Source organism: Paenibacillus sp. RC67 (assembly GCF_030020805.1).
Lineage (GTDB): Bacteria > Bacillota > Bacilli > Paenibacillales > NBRC-103111 > Paenibacillus_S.
On the sequence record NZ_CP125098.1, the window covers coordinates 2,566,858 to 2,583,060 of the forward strand.

At 46.9% G+C, this 16,203-nt stretch carries 11 protein-coding genes and 1 pseudogene; all 12 read left to right on the forward strand.

Annotated features, from left to right (window positions below):
* Positions 1-100 precede the first annotated feature (100 nt).
* The 12 genes and pseudogenes from bshC (at position 101) to murD (ending at position 16,157) form a co-directional block, all read left to right on the forward strand.
* Positions 101-1,741 (forward strand): bacillithiol biosynthesis cysteine-adding enzyme BshC, encoded by a 1,641-nt coding sequence (gene bshC / locus QMA13_RS11585; RefSeq protein WP_282941519.1) that lies wholly within the window; start codon positions 101-103, stop codon positions 1,739-1,741.
* A gap of 112 nt (positions 1,742-1,853) precedes the next feature.
* Positions 1,854-3,116: an adenosylhomocysteinase gene (locus QMA13_RS11590; RefSeq protein WP_282941520.1), complete on the forward strand. Its 1,263-nt coding sequence runs from the start codon at positions 1,854-1,856 to the stop codon at positions 3,114-3,116.
* A 158-nt stretch (positions 3,117-3,274) separates the two neighbouring features.
* On the forward strand, positions 3,275-4,348 hold the full coding sequence (locus QMA13_RS11595) for a DUF4349 domain-containing protein (RefSeq protein ID WP_282941521.1): 1,074 nt from the start codon (positions 3,275-3,277) through the stop codon (positions 4,346-4,348).
* Between the two features lie 112 nt (positions 4,349-4,460).
* On the forward strand, positions 4,461-4,898 hold the full coding sequence (mraZ, locus tag QMA13_RS11600; RefSeq protein WP_282941522.1) for a division/cell wall cluster transcriptional repressor MraZ: 438 nt from the start codon (positions 4,461-4,463) through the stop codon (positions 4,896-4,898).
* Between the two features lie 36 nt (positions 4,899-4,934).
* Complete coding sequence (gene rsmH, locus QMA13_RS11605; RefSeq protein ID WP_282941523.1) at positions 4,935-5,885, forward strand: 16S rRNA (cytosine(1402)-N(4))-methyltransferase RsmH; 951 nt, start codon at positions 4,935-4,937, stop codon at positions 5,883-5,885.
* A gap of 47 nt (positions 5,886-5,932) precedes the next feature.
* The gene (ftsL, locus tag QMA13_RS11610) at positions 5,933-6,361 is read left to right on the forward strand and encodes a cell division protein FtsL (protein ID WP_282941524.1); all 429 of its coding nucleotides are present in this window, start codon (positions 5,933-5,935) and stop codon (positions 6,359-6,361) included.
* 23 nt (positions 6,362-6,384) lie between these two features.
* Positions 6,385-8,676, forward strand: coding sequence for a penicillin-binding transpeptidase domain-containing protein (locus QMA13_RS11615; RefSeq protein ID WP_282941525.1), 2,292 nt, complete (start codon positions 6,385-6,387; stop codon positions 8,674-8,676).
* An 81-nt stretch (positions 8,677-8,757) separates the two neighbouring features.
* Positions 8,758-10,698, forward strand: coding sequence for a stage V sporulation protein D (locus QMA13_RS11620; protein WP_282941526.1), 1,941 nt, complete (start codon positions 8,758-8,760; stop codon positions 10,696-10,698).
* An 89-nt stretch (positions 10,699-10,787) separates the two neighbouring features.
* Complete coding sequence (locus QMA13_RS11625) at positions 10,788-12,278, forward strand: UDP-N-acetylmuramoyl-L-alanyl-D-glutamate--2,6-diaminopimelate ligase (RefSeq protein WP_282941527.1); 1,491 nt, start codon at positions 10,788-10,790, stop codon at positions 12,276-12,278.
* Positions 12,271-13,674, forward strand: coding sequence for a UDP-N-acetylmuramoyl-tripeptide--D-alanyl-D-alanine ligase (locus QMA13_RS11630; RefSeq protein WP_282941528.1), 1,404 nt, complete (start codon positions 12,271-12,273; stop codon positions 13,672-13,674). Before QMA13_RS11625 ends, QMA13_RS11630 begins: the two co-directional genes overlap by 8 nt.
* Positions 13,675-13,771: 97 nt before the next feature.
* Positions 13,772-14,734, forward strand: a complete 963-nt coding sequence (gene mraY / locus QMA13_RS11635) for a phospho-N-acetylmuramoyl-pentapeptide-transferase (protein ID WP_282941529.1) — start codon at positions 13,772-13,774, stop codon at positions 14,732-14,734.
* Positions 14,735-14,737: 3 nt separating this feature from the next.
* Positions 14,738-16,157 (forward strand): annotated as a pseudogene (gene murD / locus QMA13_RS11640) (UDP-N-acetylmuramoyl-L-alanine--D-glutamate ligase).
* The last annotated feature ends 46 nt before the right edge of the window (positions 16,158-16,203 follow it).

Here is a 16,203-nt window from a genome sequence, read left to right on the forward strand (position 1 = left end):
TTCTTTTTAGAAGTTGTTTTTCGGTTTTGACGATTATGCCAATCATGTGTACAATCAAAGAGGTACATATAAATCATTGTAAAGTGAGGCGGCTGCCTTGTTGAAAGTTGAATCAATTCATTGGAAATCCAGCCAGCCTATCACGGAGGATTATGTTCACCAATTTGACAAGGTGAGTTCCTTGTTCGATTATAATCCATGGGATGGCTCATCATGGGCTGCGAGAGCGGAATGGCTGGATCACGGACGTCAATTAGCTGCTGATCGCGGACAGATTGCCGATGTCTTATCTGCCTTTAACGCCCGGCTTCATAACGCTCCGGAAGCTATGCAAGCCATAGAGAAGCTTCGCGACGAGCAAACCCTCTGCATCGTAGGAGGTCAGCAGGCCGGATTGTTTACAGGGCAAGCGTTGGTGATTTATAAGGCTATCACCTTGATTCGTTCCGCTCGCCAGGCCTCTGAGCAGCTGGGGCGACCTGTCGTGCCTGTATTCTGGATAGCAGGGGAAGACCATGATTTTGATGAGGTCAACCACATCTATTCTTTGACGCAAGACATGCAGGTGAATAAAATCAAGGTCGGTCATACGAGTGCGAAGCGCAGCTCGGTTAGCCGATTGGACATTTCGAAAGAACAGTGGGAGGAAGCGCTGCAGCAGCTCGATGCTTCTTTAATCCCAACGGAATTCAAAGCCGCTTGGATGGACTGTCTGCATAACATGGCCTCGTCCTCAAAGACACTCGTTGAATTCTTCGGTCAACTGATTGCCAAGCTGTTCGGCTCCTATGGTCTAGTGCTGCTGGATTCGGACGATCCTGCTCTACGTCAAGTTGAAGCGCCGATGTTCCGCAGGCTGCTAGAGCAGCATAGCCAGCTCCACGAGGCGTATCAGCAAGGCAAGCATCATGTAAATGAGCTTGGCTACAACGCTCAAGTGGAGATGCATGAGCGCGGAGCGAATTTGTTCATCTTCGATGAAGATGAACGTATCCTGCTGTATGCATCAGAGGAAGATTCTAAGGTATTCTCGGATCGTAAGCAGGAGAGAAGATATTCCTTCAGTCAATTGATCGATTGGACGGAGACGGCTCCTGAGCGGTTCAGCAACAATGTACTGACAAGGCCGTTGATGCAGGATTATGTCCTCCCGGTGCTTGGTACTGTATTGGGGCCAGGAGAAATTGCCTATTGGGGACTTACAAAAGAAGCTTTTCATTATGTAGATATGAAAATGCCAATCATTATTCCTCGAATGGAAGTTACTTTAATGGAAGGAATCGTCCAGAAAAACATGCAAAAATATGGCTTGTCATTGGACGACGTGCTTCATAGGCTCGATGCGAAGCAGCAGGAGTGGCTGAAGGAACAGGATAGCTTGAAGCTCGAAGAACGCTTCGAGCAGGTCAGAGTCCAGTTCAAGGATAGTTATCAGCCTCTGGTTGAGCTCATCTCCGGAGTCAATCCGGGTCTTGGGAAGCTTGGCGAAACGAATTTGGCCAAAATATTGGAGCAAATCGGCTTCTTGGAGCATAAAGCGGCTGATGCGGTTCGCTCTCAATTCGACGCTTCCTTAAGACAGTTTCAACGGATTGGTTTATCAGTACTCCCTCAGGGAAAACCGCAGGAGAGGGTCTACAACATTATTACGTATCTTAATAAGTATGGGACCGAATGGCTTTATAAGCTGATAGACGACGAGCTGGAGCTCGATGGTCTGCATAAAGTAATCTATCTATAAAGCAAAGCGGGTAAACCTATGCCAGTGCTTTGATTTTATAAAGGACAACAAGATAACTTACGATATGACCCCAATTTGGCGAACGCCTAAAACAAGACATGGAGGACGATATATGAATACGAAAGAACGCAGTATCATTAAGGATTTATCCTTGGCCCCTGAAGGTCATTTGAAAATCGACTGGGTTAACGCCCACATGCCGGTATTGAACCGCATTCGCGAGCAATTTGAAAAAGAACAGCCGTTTAAAGGCTTGAAGGTTGCTATTTCTCTTCATTTGGAAGCAAAAACTGCCTATTTAGCTAAAGTGGTTCAAGCCGGTGGAGCCGAAGTCACTATTTGCGGAAGCAATCCTTTGTCTACACAAGATGATGTGTGCGCAGCGCTTGTAGAAGACGGCATTACGGTATTTGCCAAATATAATCCAGAGCCTAAGGAATACAAGGAACTGTTGATCAAAACGTTGGAAACGGAACCCGATCTTATTATCGATGACGGTGGGGATCTTGTTTCTATTCTTCACTCCGAACGCAAAGATTTGTTGAAGAACGTTCGTGGCGGCGCAGAAGAAACAACTACAGGTATTTTGCGACTGAAAGCAATGGAAAAAGATGGTCAGCTCCAGTTCCCAATGGTTGCTGTTAACGATGCCTATTGCAAATATTTGTTCGACAATCGTTATGGTACAGGACAATCCGTATGGGATGGAATTAACCGTACGACTAACCTGGTTGTAGCGGGCAAAACCGTTGTTGTTGTCGGCTACGGCTGGTGCGGTAAAGGGGTTGCCATGCGTGCGAAAGGTCTAGGGGCCAACGTTGTTGTAACAGAGATCGATGCAATTAAAGCGGTTGAAGCTTATATGGATGGATTTGCTGTTATGTCGATGACAGAAGCGGCTAAGATCGGTGACTTCTTCGTAACGGTAACAGGTAACCGTGATGTTATCCGCGGCGAGCATTACCAAGTGATGAAAGACGGAGCAATTTTGTCTAATGCAGGTCACTTCGACGTGGAAGTAAACAAACCTGAGCTTGATGAGCTTTCTGTATCCAAACGTACAGTTCGCCGCAATATCGAAGAGTACACGTTGAAGGACGGACGTAAGTTCTACCTGATCGCTGAAGGACGTCTGGTTAACTTGGCAGCAGGCGATGGACATCCGGCAGAAATTATGGATATGACCTTTGCTCTGCAAGCCATGTCCTTGAAATATGTGAACGACAACTATAAACAAATCGGTCAAAAGGTCGTTAATGTTCCTTACGAGCTTGATGAGCAAGTTGCCCGCTTCAAATTGGAATCCATGGGCGTTTCCATCGATGCGTTGTCTGAAGAGCAAAAATCGTATTTGGACAGCTGGACCGAGCACTAATGCTAGTTACAAAGGACAGTCTTCCCGTTCGGGAGGGCTGTTTTTTTATTTAAAACATGTCTAAATTTCAAATATCATGCAACAATACCATATTCGACCTCGTTAATTAAGTACCGTTGTGAACAGCGGTCTGGGAAGATTCCATAGGGGGGATCGAAATGCGGGAAGAAGGATTTGCTGTAGAAAGAAAACGCAAACAGCATCAGAGGAATTGGATGAAGAAATGGGCGATTATCGCGTTGTTGACCGTCATTTTGACGGGCTGCGGTGCAGCAGACACAAGCAAAAGCTCTGCGGATTCAGCGGCATCATATGAGAGTGCGAAATCGGTGAAGACAGATTCGAACCAAAGCGTGGCAACAGCTTCGTCGGCGACAGCCAAGCAGTCGGAAATGAAAGCAGGTGAATCCTCACCACAGGCGGATAGTTACAACGGTACCGGCAGTGAATTTGCTGACGCTGTGGATCGGAAAATTATTTATCGTGCGAATCTAACGATGCAGGTGGAGAAGTACGAAGAGGCTCAACAGCAAATTGAAGATGCGGTCAAGAAATCAGGAGGCTATGTACTGCAGTTTAGCCAAAATGAGACAACGTATGAGAAGAACGGGAATTTCGTCATCAAAGTTCCCGCGAATGGTTTCAGCTCCTTACTGAGTCAATTGGAGAAAATTCATCCCACTACGCAAAAGAATATGCAGGGTCAAGACGTGTCAGAAGAGTATGTCGATCTTACAGCTAGATTAAAAGCAAAGCAGGTGGTGGAGAGCAGGCTCATTGCTTTTATGGAGAAAGCCTCTAAAACTGACGAGCTGCTGGCATTTTCCAACGAGCTTGGAAAGGTGCAAGAGGAGATCGAGCGTATAAAGGGCAGAATGAGGTATTTAGAGCAAAACGTTTCGTATTCTACCATAGAGCTTAGATTGGTTCAGAAAATGGGCTCAGCAGCCATCATTAAGGGTCAAGAAGGCGGACCGCTGTATCTAAGAGCTGTTTCAGCGCTAAATGGGAGCGCAGCGGTGTTAACAGTCATTTTTCAATGGATTGTGATCGTCGCCGCAGCAGTGCTGCCAGTCGCTATCGTGCTTGCAGTCATTATCATTCCTATACTGCTCGTACGGCGCTCAAGACGGAGGAAACAGGTCGAATTAAGAAAGAAACTGACGGAAGAAAACAGAGAATCTATTCAAAATACGTCGAATGATGAAGAATCTCCTAACAATCTAAAATGAAAATATTTTGTGAAATCCTGCTATGTAGCAGGATTTTTCGTTTTAGTGGAGAAATGTAAGTGTACAAGTGGTAGAAAGTGGGGTAAAGTGGTAGAAAGGGGTGAGGGTTTGTATGTTCATGGGAGAATACCAGCACAGCATCGATGATAAAGGTCGCATGATTGTGCCGGCTAAATTTCGTGAATCCCTTGGACCATCCTTCATCGTTACTCGCGGCTTGGACCAATGCTTGTTCGTTTACCCCAAGGAAGAGTGGAGTGTACTTGAGCAGAAGCTCAAGGCATTACCTTTAATGAAATCGGACGCACGCGCTTTTACGCGTTTTTTCTTCTCCGGTGCTACCGAGTGTGAGCTGGATAAGCAGGGCAGAATGAACTTGCCCAACAATCTCATTGAGCACGCCAAGTTGGAAAAGGACTGCGTCGTCATCGGTGTTTCTAATCGGGTCGAGATTTGGAGCAAGCAAATGTGGGAATCCTATTCCCAACAATCGGAAGAGTCGTTCAACGAGATCGCCGAGAAGCTTGTGGATTTTAACTTTGATTTATAAATACTGAATGACCAAACACAGGAGGAATTAAGCAGCATGTTTCATCACATCACCGTTTTGAAGGAAGAAGCCGTAGAGGGCTTGGAAATAAAGCCGGACGGCGTATATGTCGACTGTACATTGGGAGGAGCAGGGCATAGCTCTGCCATTGCAGCTCAGTTAACTGACGAGGGCTTACTGATAGCATTTGATCAGGACGATGCGGCGCTTGCTAATGCAGAGACCAAACTGGCTCCTTATAAGGATAGAGTAAAGCTTGTAAGAAGTAACTTTCGTGAGATCGAGAATAAGCTTCGGTCCATTCCGAGAGCGGTTAAAGACGGAATCCCTCAAGTGGACGGTATTTTGTTCGACTTGGGTGTGTCGTCGCCGCAGTTGGATGAAGCGGATAGAGGCTTTAGCTATAACCACGATGCCGAGCTGGATATGAGAATGGATCGTACAGCAGATTTGACAGCCAAGGAAATTGTGAATGAATGGCCTGAGCAGGAAATCGCTCGTATTTTGTTCGAGTATGGAGAAGAGAAATTCGCCCGTCGTATTGCGGCTAATATTGTAGCGGCTAGAAGCAAAGGGGTTATTGAATCAACAGGCCAGCTTGTGGAGCTCATAAAGGAAGGCATTCCTGCCGCCGCGCGGCGCAGCGGACCACATCCAGCCAAACGCAGTTTTCAGGCTTTGAGAATAGCGGTTAATGATGAGCTTGGAGCGTTCGAGGAAGCATTGGAGCAATCCATTCGTTGTTTGGCACCGGGAGGACGGGTGGCTGTTATCACGTTTCACTCGCTAGAGGACCGGATCTGCAAGCAAACCTTTGCCAAGTACGTGGAGCGGTGCACCTGCCCACCGGATTTCCCATTATGCGTTTGCGGAAGCAAAGGAATCGTGAAGTTAATTAACCGCAAGCCGATAGAAGCGGGGACGGGCGAGCTGGAAGCCAATCCAAGAGCACGTTCTGCCAAACTGCGGATCGCCCAAAAACTATAAACTTTATTTTTATAACTATTTACGTGTAGTGAAGGAGGAGAACCTATATGCCTGCATACATTCATGGAAACTTGGCTGTCGAGCAAAAATCGGGTCAAAAGGTGAGTATTAAAGAAACGAAAAAAATCGTTTACCGCAGTAAATCGCTTCCTGTCCAGGAGAAGCTTTTGTATCTGTTTACTGTTCTTGTATGCGTAGCTGTTGCCAGCTTAATCATTTGGCGCTATGCGCAAATTTACGAGATGAACACACGAATTATGAAGCTCGAGACCGATATTCAAATGCTGCAGGCGGAGAATAGTGTGCTCAAGCGTTCGGTAGACAAGCTTTCCAGTCCGGATCGTTTAAGAGAAGAAGCAAAAAAATGGGGTATGGCTCCGTCGGAAGAAAAACAAATCAGTAAGGTAGCTCGGCCAAATACCGAAAGTCCATCCAATGCGACGGCAGCCAACCAGAAAAAAACGGATACCCCGTAATCATCTGACTGGGAGAGATGAATATGAACAAAAAAACGAAGTTAAGATCGTTGTTAATCGGGGGGGTATTTACCCTCCTTTTTGTTGCCTTAGTAGGCCGACTCTATTGGGTTCAAATCATTGACGGGAAGATGCTGCTAGCCCAGGCCCAAGAGAAGTGGGAAACGGAAGATGTGCTGCGTCCGGTAAGGGGGATGATATTTGACCGTAACGACAAAGTGCTTGCGGAAGATGCTCCTGCCTACACGGTGGCCTTGAATCCGAAAATTATCCAATCCAAAGGGCTTCAAACAGCAGTAACCAAAGGCTTGGCAGCTATTCTGAAAACATCAGATGACCCTGCTGCTATAGCGGAATTAGAAGACAAGATAAGAAAGATCGTGACCAAGGAGTATCCTACAGCAAAATATCCCCAAGTGGAGCTTCGCAATGAAGGCTGGAAGATTGACGCTGAAGTAGCCGATCAAATCAGGCAATTATCTGGAGAATTAAAGAAGCAGGTGAATTCTAATTCAATCGGTATTACTCTAATAGAGGATCAAAAACGGTTTTATCCTGGAGGAAAGCTGGCATCACATCTGCTTGGATATGACAATAAAGAAGGCAAGCCGGTTATGGGTCTAGAGCTAGCGTTGGATAAAGAGTTAAAAGGGATTCCCGGCTTCCGTGCCTATGAGAAGGATCGTACAGGTGTCGAGCTTCCGGACGCTAAAGTAAACTATGTACCTGCGGTAGATGGTAATAGCATTAAGCTGACTATCGATAAAAACATTCAATTTTATATTGAAAGCGCACTGGAGAAAGTATATAACCAGTATCATCCGAAGAGCATAACAGCCATCGCGGCCGATCCTAAAACGATGGAGATTCTTGGTATGGCGAGCTTCCCAAACTTTAATCCGAACAAATATTGGGAAGCCAATCCGCAGGATTTTTTCAATAATGCCGTTGCATCGCAATATGAGCCGGGATCGACCTTTAAGATTGTTACGTTAGCTGGTTCTGTAGAGGAAGGAAAATTCAATCCTAATGAATTTTTTCAGTCCGGCTCCATTGCGGTTCCAGGAAATAAGCTGCATGACCATAATATTGTCGGTTGGGGACCTATTTCCTATTTAGAGGGGTTAAAACGCTCCAGTAACGTCGCTTTTGTTAAACTAGGGTATGAAAAGATGGGTAAGGATTTGCTAGATCAATATATTAATAGATTTGGCTTTGGCGCAAAAACAGGTATAGATGTCGCTGGTGAAGTGCCGGGTAAAGTGAAATTGGTAAACCCGGTGGAATACGCAACGGCTACTTACGGCCAAGGTCTTACAGCAACGTCGATTCAGCAAACCGCCGCCTATGGAGCTATAGCCAATGGAGGCAAGCTGATGTGGCCGCATGTCGTCAAGGAGATTTATAACCCTCGAACCAAAGAGGTTATCCAATCGTTTGAGCCGAAATTCGTCCGTCAGGTCGTTTCGGAAGCCACGGCCAAACAAGTCAGCGAGCTGCTGGAGCAGGTCGTTAGCGACCAAGCGATAGGTACAGGTAAAAAGGCTGCAATCGAAGGTTATCGCGTAGCTGGTAAGACGGGAACGGCTAACGTGGTTGAACCGGGTGGCAAAGGGTATTCTCCAGATAAATGGGTTATTTCGTTTATCGGCTTCGCCCCAGTGGAAGACCCGAAAATTTTGGTTAGTATTATTGCGGACCAACCCGATCTGGGCGGGGACTACCATCGCGGTAGTGAAGTGGCTCCTCCTGCCTTTAAGGAAATTGTAGCGCAGACGCTTCGATATATGGGGGTTCCCTCTTCCTCACAGCAAACGAAAGCAGCTGAAAAGGAAGTTAAAACAAATCTGCCTGAATTGGTCGGAATGACATTAGAACAAGCCCGTACTGCAATGAATAAGTATGGAGTTGTTGTAGAAGCCATAGGAAAAGGGCCGAAAATCACGTCCCAATCTCCAGCGCCAGGTACTGAAATTGGCTCCACACAACGAATTTATGTAACGATGCAGGAGAATGGCGATCCTTCCGTGCCGGATTTAACGGGGAAATCGTTAAGGGATGCTCTGGAGGTGTGCTCCTTTATTAAAGCGAAGTGTCAATCTACAGGTGAGGGGTATGTCGCATCCCAGACGGTATCAACAGAAGGCGACAGCAAGGTCGTCACCTTGCAGCTGAAGCCATACAACGAGCTGCTGCAAACTCCGATCAACGACACACCTGCTGGCAAATCAGATAAAAAGGATTCAGCAAAAGCAGCGGATACTCCTAAGGGAAATGATTCATCGGGTAAAAAAGTTGTCCCACCGAACCGGTAAGCTTGTTCTATCCTGAGGTTGTCCCGAATAGTCTGGATATGAAACAATCTAGACAACCTTTCGGGAGGGGATAGATCGGTCATGAGGGCATCGAATGTAACGGTACGTCGTCGGCTATTTGCCGCTTTAATTGTTGGAACTATACTTTTCGCCGCATTGATTGTGAGGCTGGGATACGTCCAAATTTGGATGGGACCTGAGCTATCCGAGATGGCTGAGAAGCTGTGGCGGCGCGAAATCCCTTTTGAAGCCAAGCGAGGCGAGATATGGGACCGCAACGGAGTGCAGCTGGCTTATAACATCAGCTCACCTACTATTTATGCTATCCCGGCTCAAGTTACGGATGCAAAAGCTGCGGCAGCCCAGCTTGCAGGACAGCTGCAGGTCACAGAGGATTCCATCTATAAGTTGATTACCAAAAGAGAATCTAGTGTACGTATACAGCCAGCCGGACGTAAGATCACGCTGGAAAAAGCGCAAGAGATTGGTGCTTTGAAAATCCCCGGTATTATAATTGCAGAGGATAACAAGCGGTTCTATCCGTTTGGAGGCCTTGCTGCTCATATTCTTGGGTTTACGGATATTTATAATAAAGGATTGACGGGCATAGAATTAAAGTATGACAAACTGCTTACCGGACTAAAAGGTAGCATTGCGTATTTATCCGACGCTGCTGGCCGCCTAATGCCCAACTCATCAGAAGAGTACGTTAAGCCACGTGACGGAATGAACCTGCAATTAACGATCGACAGTCATCTGCAGTCCGTTCTCGAGCGGGAGCTGGATCAGGCGATGGTCAAATATCAGGCCAATAACGCAATCGCTATCATGATGGATCCGAATAACGGTGAGATTTTGGCAATGGGGGCTAGACCGGGATTTGATCCGGGTAACTTCCGCGATTTTCCGAAGGAAAGCTACGATCGTAACCTGCCGATATGGATGACCTATGAGCCAGGTTCGACCTTCAAAATCATCACATTGGCAGCCGCATTGCAAGAAAAGAAGGTCAATCTCAACGAGCCCTTTTTCGATCCTGGATCGATTAAAGTAGCGGGCGCAAATCTTCGCTGCTGGAAGCGAGGAGGCCATGGAAGTGAAACGTTCTTGCAAGTGGTCGAGAACTCGTGTAACCCTGGGTTTGTCACCATGGGTCAGCGTTTGGGCAAAGATTCACTGTTTAGCTATATTTCGAATTTTGGTTTCGGGAAGAAAACAGGAATTGATCTGAACGGGGAAGAGAACGGGATCATGTTCAAACCGTCAAAGGTCGGTCCAGTTGAGCTTGCCACCACTGCATTCGGTCAAGGGGTATCCGTGACACCGATTCAACAAATTACAGCTGTTTCGGCAGCCATCAATGGCGGAAAGCTCTTTAAACCGCATGTTGCGAAGGCATGGTATAGTCCGGAAACCGGTGAAATGGTTCAAAAGGAACAGCCGGAGCTCGTGAGACAGGTTATATCCGAGGCGACGTCCAAACAGGTACGAGAGACGCTGGAGAGCGTCGTAGCGAACGGAACAGGGCGCAACGCCTTCATCGAAGGCTATCGTGTCGGAGGCAAAACGGGGACCGCACAGAAGGTTATTAACGGCCGCTACTCCGCGACAGAGCATATAGTATCCTTCATCGGATTTGCACCTGCGGATGATCCGAAGGTTGTTGTTTATGCAGCGGTTGATAATCCGCAGGGCATACAATTCGGGGGTGTAATTGCCGCTCCTCTAGTTAAAAACATCATGGAGGATGCACTTCATTATATGAATGTCCCTCCACGCAAAGATCAGCTTGACCGCAAGTATGTGTACGGGGATCCGAAGGCGGTCGAGGTTCCAAGTTTGATCGGCATGAGTATAACCGACATTTACGAGGATATGAACTCCGACTTCCTGCTAGCGAAATCGGGTGCAGGCAGTTATGTCGTCAATCAGGTGCCTAAGGCAGGTGTCAAAGTAGAGCAGGGCTCTACGATTCGCATCTATTTATCGGATACCTCACCCAGCCCGGATTCTCAGAAATAACATTTTCTATGAAAAAGAAAATTTGGGCTTTTCATCAGAGCGTTTTTTGTCCATAATAGATACCATGTGTAAAAAACGGAGGGGGACTCATGCAGCTAAAGGAACTGGCTTCTCAGTTGATGTTAAGCCATATTTTGGGTGACGGTGAAGCGGTGTTTACAGGGATTCAAACCGATTCACGCAAGGTGCAGCCCGGTGATTTGTTCCTGTGCATTTCCGGCTTGGTAACAGACGGTCATCAATATGCAGCAAAAGCCGTAGAAATGGGAGCTGCGGCTCTAGTTGTCGAGCATGATGTCGATGTTAATATACCAAAGCTAGTAGTGAAGGACAGCCGATATGCCATGGCCGTCATAGCCAATCATTTTTATAATTACCCAAGCCGTGAGATGAAAGTCATCGGTGTTACCGGTACGAATGGTAAAACGACCAGCACTTATCTGATCGATGCCATCTTGAGTGATCAAGGCTTTCGTACTGGCTTGATGGGGACGATTCGAATGAAAATCGGTTCTCAGGTAACCGATATGGAGAGGACAACGCTGGAAGCCGTAGAATTGCAAAAAAATTTGCGACTAATGGCCGACGCAGGTACAGATTACTGCATTATGGAAGTATCCAGTCATGCGTTGGATTTAGGCAGGGTTAAAGGATGCAGCTTCCGTACCGGCATTTTTACTAACCTGACTCAGGATCATCTGGATTACCATGAGACGATGGAGCAGTATCAAGCTGCTAAAGGCTTACTGTTTTCACGATTGGGTAATGATTTCTCTGACAATCCCGATGAGCATCGATTTGCCGTGCTTAATGCGGACGATGAGGCTTCGGCGTATTACGCCAAGCAAACTTCTGCACAAGTAATAACATATGGTATTGATCATATTGCCGATGTGAGAGCTGAGCAGATCGAAATCACCGGCAAAGGAACTCGTTTCCAATGCGTGACATTTCGAGGGTCGATCGATATTCAAATGAAGCTGGTCGGTAAGTTCAATGTATATAATGCCTTGGCTGCTATTACAGCGGCTCTGCTGGAAGGAATTTCTCTCCAAGCTGTGAAGAAGAGTTTGGAAGCTATAGATTCCGTGGATGGTCGTATGGAAATCGTAAACGCAGGTCAACCGTTTCTTGTACTAGTCGATTACGCACATACGCCGGACGGCTTGGAAAATGCGCTCTCTACGATTAAACAGTTTGCTAAAGGTCATGTTTATTGCGTCTTTGGCTGCGGTGGCGACAGAGATCGGACTAAACGTCCGTTAATGGGTAAAGTAACGGCGGGATACAGCGATTATATGTATGTTACCTCCGATAACCCGAGAACTGAGGATCCGGAACGAATCTTGCAGGATATCGTACCAGGCATCATCCAAGCGGGTCTTCTGCCAGATCGCTACGAATTGGTTGTTGATCGGCGGGAAGCGATACAAAAAGCCGTTGCTCAGGCAACCCCTGACGATGTAGTATTGATTGCGGGGAAAGGGCATGAGACCTATCAAGAGATCATGGGAGTCAAGCATGATTTTGATGACCGCGAGGTTGCCAAAGAAGCGATAAGGGGACGATACCGTGATTAAACGTACATTGAAGCAGTTAGCCGACATGGCGGGTGGCACACTCGTTCATGGTGACGATAATCTAATGATTCAAGGCGTGTCCAAAGATACGCGCACGCTGCAGGAAGGCAGTCTTTATGTCCCATTAATCGGAGAAGCCTTCGACGGACATCAGTTCGTTGAGGACGCAGTGTCCAAAGGAGCGGCGGCCTCCTTATGGCAGAACGATCACGAGAACCGTCCTGCCGGGGTGCCTTTAATATTGGTAGATGATACGCTGAAAGCACTCCAGCAGCTTGCTAAAGCCTACCGTTCTCAGCTGTCTGTTCGCATTGTGGGGATTACCGGCAGCAACGGAAAGACAACAACGAAGGATATGACCGCTTCCGTTCTTGCTTCTACTTATAAAGTGCATAAGACATTAGGCAACTATAACAATCATATCGGTCTTCCGTTGACGCTGCTGCAGCTGGAGGAAGATACGGAGGTTGCTGTTCTCGAGATGGGGATGAGCGGGCGAGGTGAAATCCGATTTTTGTCGGAGCTTGCAGAGCCGGAGATTGTGCTCATCACGAATATCGGAGAGGCGCATCTACTGCAGCTGGGCAGCCGTGAAGAGATTGCAAGGGCCAAGACGGAAATTATGGCCGGCCTGCAGCAAGACGGTACCTTGGTCTACAATGGCGACGAGCCGTTAATTGAGAAGGTGCTTCCAGAGCTGAAGGGGCAGAACGGAATGAAGGCGACGAGGTACCATCGAGTTCGATTCGGCGCAAATAAGGATAATGATTTGCATCCTTCTCATACATCGATGGATACGGCAGGGACGCATTTCAAAATTGAGCGCTTTGATGACGTGTCCTTTTATATTCCATTGCTTGGCTTCCATAACGTGATCAATGCATTGGCTGCAATTGCTGTGGGGATCCATTTCGGAATATCTGCTGCAAAGATAGCACAAGGCTTAAGGACGTGTGCTATGACTAGCATGCGAATTGAATTGCTCAAGGCTCCATCAGGCCTTACGATCTTGAATGATGCTTATAATGCTAGCCCAACATCCATGAAGGCAGCATTGTCACTTCTAGAGGAACTGCAGGGCTATAAACGCAAGATTGTAGTTCTAGGAGATATGCTGGAGTTGGGTGAACAGGAAGTGCAATTTCACAAGGAAATCGGACGCATGCTGAATCCCCAAAAAATCGATAGAGTTTACGTATATGGCAAGCTGGCTCAACAAATCTTCGAAGAGGCAGCAAAGCAATATCCGGCTGGCCGTGTTCATTCATTTGATGACAAAAACCGCTTGGCACAAGCTGTTGCTTCTTACGCGGCACCCGAGGATGTGGTTCTGGTCAAAGGCTCGCGAGGGATGAAGCTGGAGCAGATTGTGTCATTGCTTCAACAATTAAAGTAAAGTAATAGGATGCTTATGATGTAACTATCCTTCGGGAAAGTTTTAGATGATGCTTACGATGTAACTTTCCTGTGGAAAGTTTTAGGGGGACTTAATTGTGGATTTTAACGTGGTCATGATCACTTTGGGGGCAGCATTCCTGCTTGCCGTCATTATGGGACCATTAGGCATACCTCTGCTCAGGAGGTTGAAGTTTGGACAACAAATCCGTACAGACGGACCGCAGGGACATTTGAAAAAAGCGGGAACGCCGACTATGGGAGGCACCATTATCCTGTTCGCGTTGGCTTTGGCTGTGTTACGTTTTGCGGATAAGAGCATGGAAATGGTCATCCTGCTTGTTGCTTCTCTTGGTTATGGTTTAATAGGATTTATGGACGATTATATCAAAATTATGCTGAAGCGTTCGCTTGGTTTAACTGCCAAACAAAAGCTGCTCGGTCAGCTCATCGTATCGGTTATTGTCTGTATTTTGCTGGCAAAAATCGGACATAGCACCGATGTTCGCATTCCTTTCGTCGATTATTCCATTCCTATGGGATGGCTTTATTATCCGTTTGTCGTTGTTATGATGCTGGGAACCTCCAATGCGGTGAATTTCACCGACGGTTTGGATGGATTGCTGGCAGGTACGAGTGCAGTTGCTTTCGGAGCCTATGCTATTATTGCCTTAAACAATACAATGCCGGATGTGGCGGTTTTCTCTGCTGCGATGGTAGGAGCCGTGCTAGGATTTCTCGTATTCAATGCCCACCCAGCCAAGGTGTTTATGGGAGACACAGGCTCTCTTGGTATTGGAGGCGGTCTAGCTGTCGTAGCCATATTAACGAAGGCTGAAATTCTTCTTGTATTGATAGGCGGAGTATTCGTAGTAGAAGTGCTTTCCGTTATCATTCAAGTCGTATCTTTCAAAACAAGAGGCAAGCGTGTATTTAAAATGAGCCCGATTCATCATCATTTTGAGCTGGTTGGCTGGTCCGAATGGCGTGTTGTCATCACCTTCTGGGCAACAGGCATCGTTTTGGCAGGAATCGGACTATTCATAAACGAGGTGTTGTAGCATATGAATCATCCACAAGCATATCGGAACGAACAGGTGGTTATTTTAGGTTTGGCTCGCAGCGGAGTTGCTGTAGCCAAGCTGTTCCACGAGCTGGGAGCCATCGTTACGGTGAATGATAAAAAGGAACGAGACCTATGCCCTGAGGCCGATGAACTTACGGCTCTGGGTATTTCTGTTATATGCGGTAATCATCCGTCTACGTTGATTCATGAAGGCGTTAAGCTTGTCGTAAAAAATCCGGGTATTCCTTACACGATAGAACCTATCCAAAATGCTTTGCAGCTGGGAATTGAAATTATCACTGGAGGTAGAGGTTGCTTACCATGTCTGCAAAGCTCCTATGGTGTGCATTACTGGCTCTAACGGCAAGACGACAACAACGACCTGGATTGGCCTCATGCTCGATAAAGCAGGTCTGAAGCCAATCGTAGCAGGCAATATCGGTCGCGCTTTGACTGAAGCGGCTTTGGAGGCAGGGCCTGACAACCATATGGTGGTTGAGCTGAGCAGCTTCCAATTGAAAGGAACCACCGATTTCAAACCTCAAGTTGCTTGTCTGTTAAATTTGTATGAGACACATTTGGACTATCATGGTACGATGGAAGACTATATTGCCTCGAAAGCCAAGCTGTTCGCTAATCAGACCTCTGAAGATACGGCTGTGCTTAATTGGGACGACCCTGTATGCCGTCAAATTGCCCGGGAAGTGAAAGCATCCGTCATGCCGTTTTCTATCAAGGAGGAATTGGAGTATGGAGTGTTTGTTCAACCTTCCTTTTCCGTTGATGTACCTGCTGCTGAAAGAAGTATCGTTTATCGAGATTCTCAAGGCAGCATCCAACGAATCGTTGGTGTGAAGGAGCTTGGTATTCCAGGTACATTTAACGTAGAGAACGCAGCAGCTGCATCTTGCGCAGCACTGACGTTCGGTGTTTCTATTGATACCATCTCGCAGGTACTCAAAGAGTTTAAAGGTGTTGAGCATCGCTTAGAGCATGTAGCCACTCTGGAAGGTGTTCAATATTACAACAATTCCAAAGCTACGAATCCTACGGCAACTATTAAAACTATAGAATCCTTTGAGCAGGATGTGATTCTTATAGCTGGTGGTTTGGAACGAGGTATGGATTACATGGATCTGCTGCATGTTTTCCAAACGAGAGTCAAAGGTCTTGTCGCCCTGGGTCAAACGAAAGAGAAAATAAGTCATGTTGCCAAGCTTGCAGGCATGAGTCAAGTAAAAACGGTCGATACTGCTAACAGTGTGCAGGACACCGTAACCGAGGCGGTACGACAAGCAGCGGCAATGGCCAAGGCCGGAGATATCGTTCTCTTGTCGCCGGCGTGCGCCAGCTGGGACATGTTTCCTTCCTATGAGGAAAGGGGAAGAATGTTTAGGCAGTCCGTGCATACCCTTTAAAGAGGGGGTATACAAGCCTACCCTACCATTTTACAAGGTAAGAGGT

Excerpts from the sequence above, each read along its gene's own strand:
- rsmH (WP_282941523.1), top strand. The coding sequence starts at position 4,935 with ATGTTTCATCACATCACCGTTTTGAAGGAAGAAGCCGTAGAGGGCTTG.
- ftsL (WP_282941524.1), top strand. The coding sequence starts at position 5,933 with ATGCCTGCATACATTCATGGAAACTTGGCTGTCGAGCAAAAATCGGGT.
- QMA13_RS11620 (WP_282941526.1), top strand. The coding sequence starts at position 8,758 with ATGAGGGCATCGAATGTAACGGTACGTCGTCGGCTATTTGCCGCTTTA.
- QMA13_RS11590 (WP_282941520.1), top strand. The coding sequence starts at position 1,854 with ATGAATACGAAAGAACGCAGTATCATTAAGGATTTATCCTTGGCCCCT.
- QMA13_RS11595 (WP_282941521.1), top strand. The coding sequence starts at position 3,275 with ATGCGGGAAGAAGGATTTGCTGTAGAAAGAAAACGCAAACAGCATCAG.
- mraZ (WP_282941522.1), top strand. The coding sequence starts at position 4,461 with ATGTTCATGGGAGAATACCAGCACAGCATCGATGATAAAGGTCGCATG.
- QMA13_RS11615 (WP_282941525.1), top strand. The coding sequence starts at position 6,385 with ATGAACAAAAAAACGAAGTTAAGATCGTTGTTAATCGGGGGGGTATTT.
- QMA13_RS11625 (WP_282941527.1), top strand. The coding sequence starts at position 10,788 with ATGCAGCTAAAGGAACTGGCTTCTCAGTTGATGTTAAGCCATATTTTG.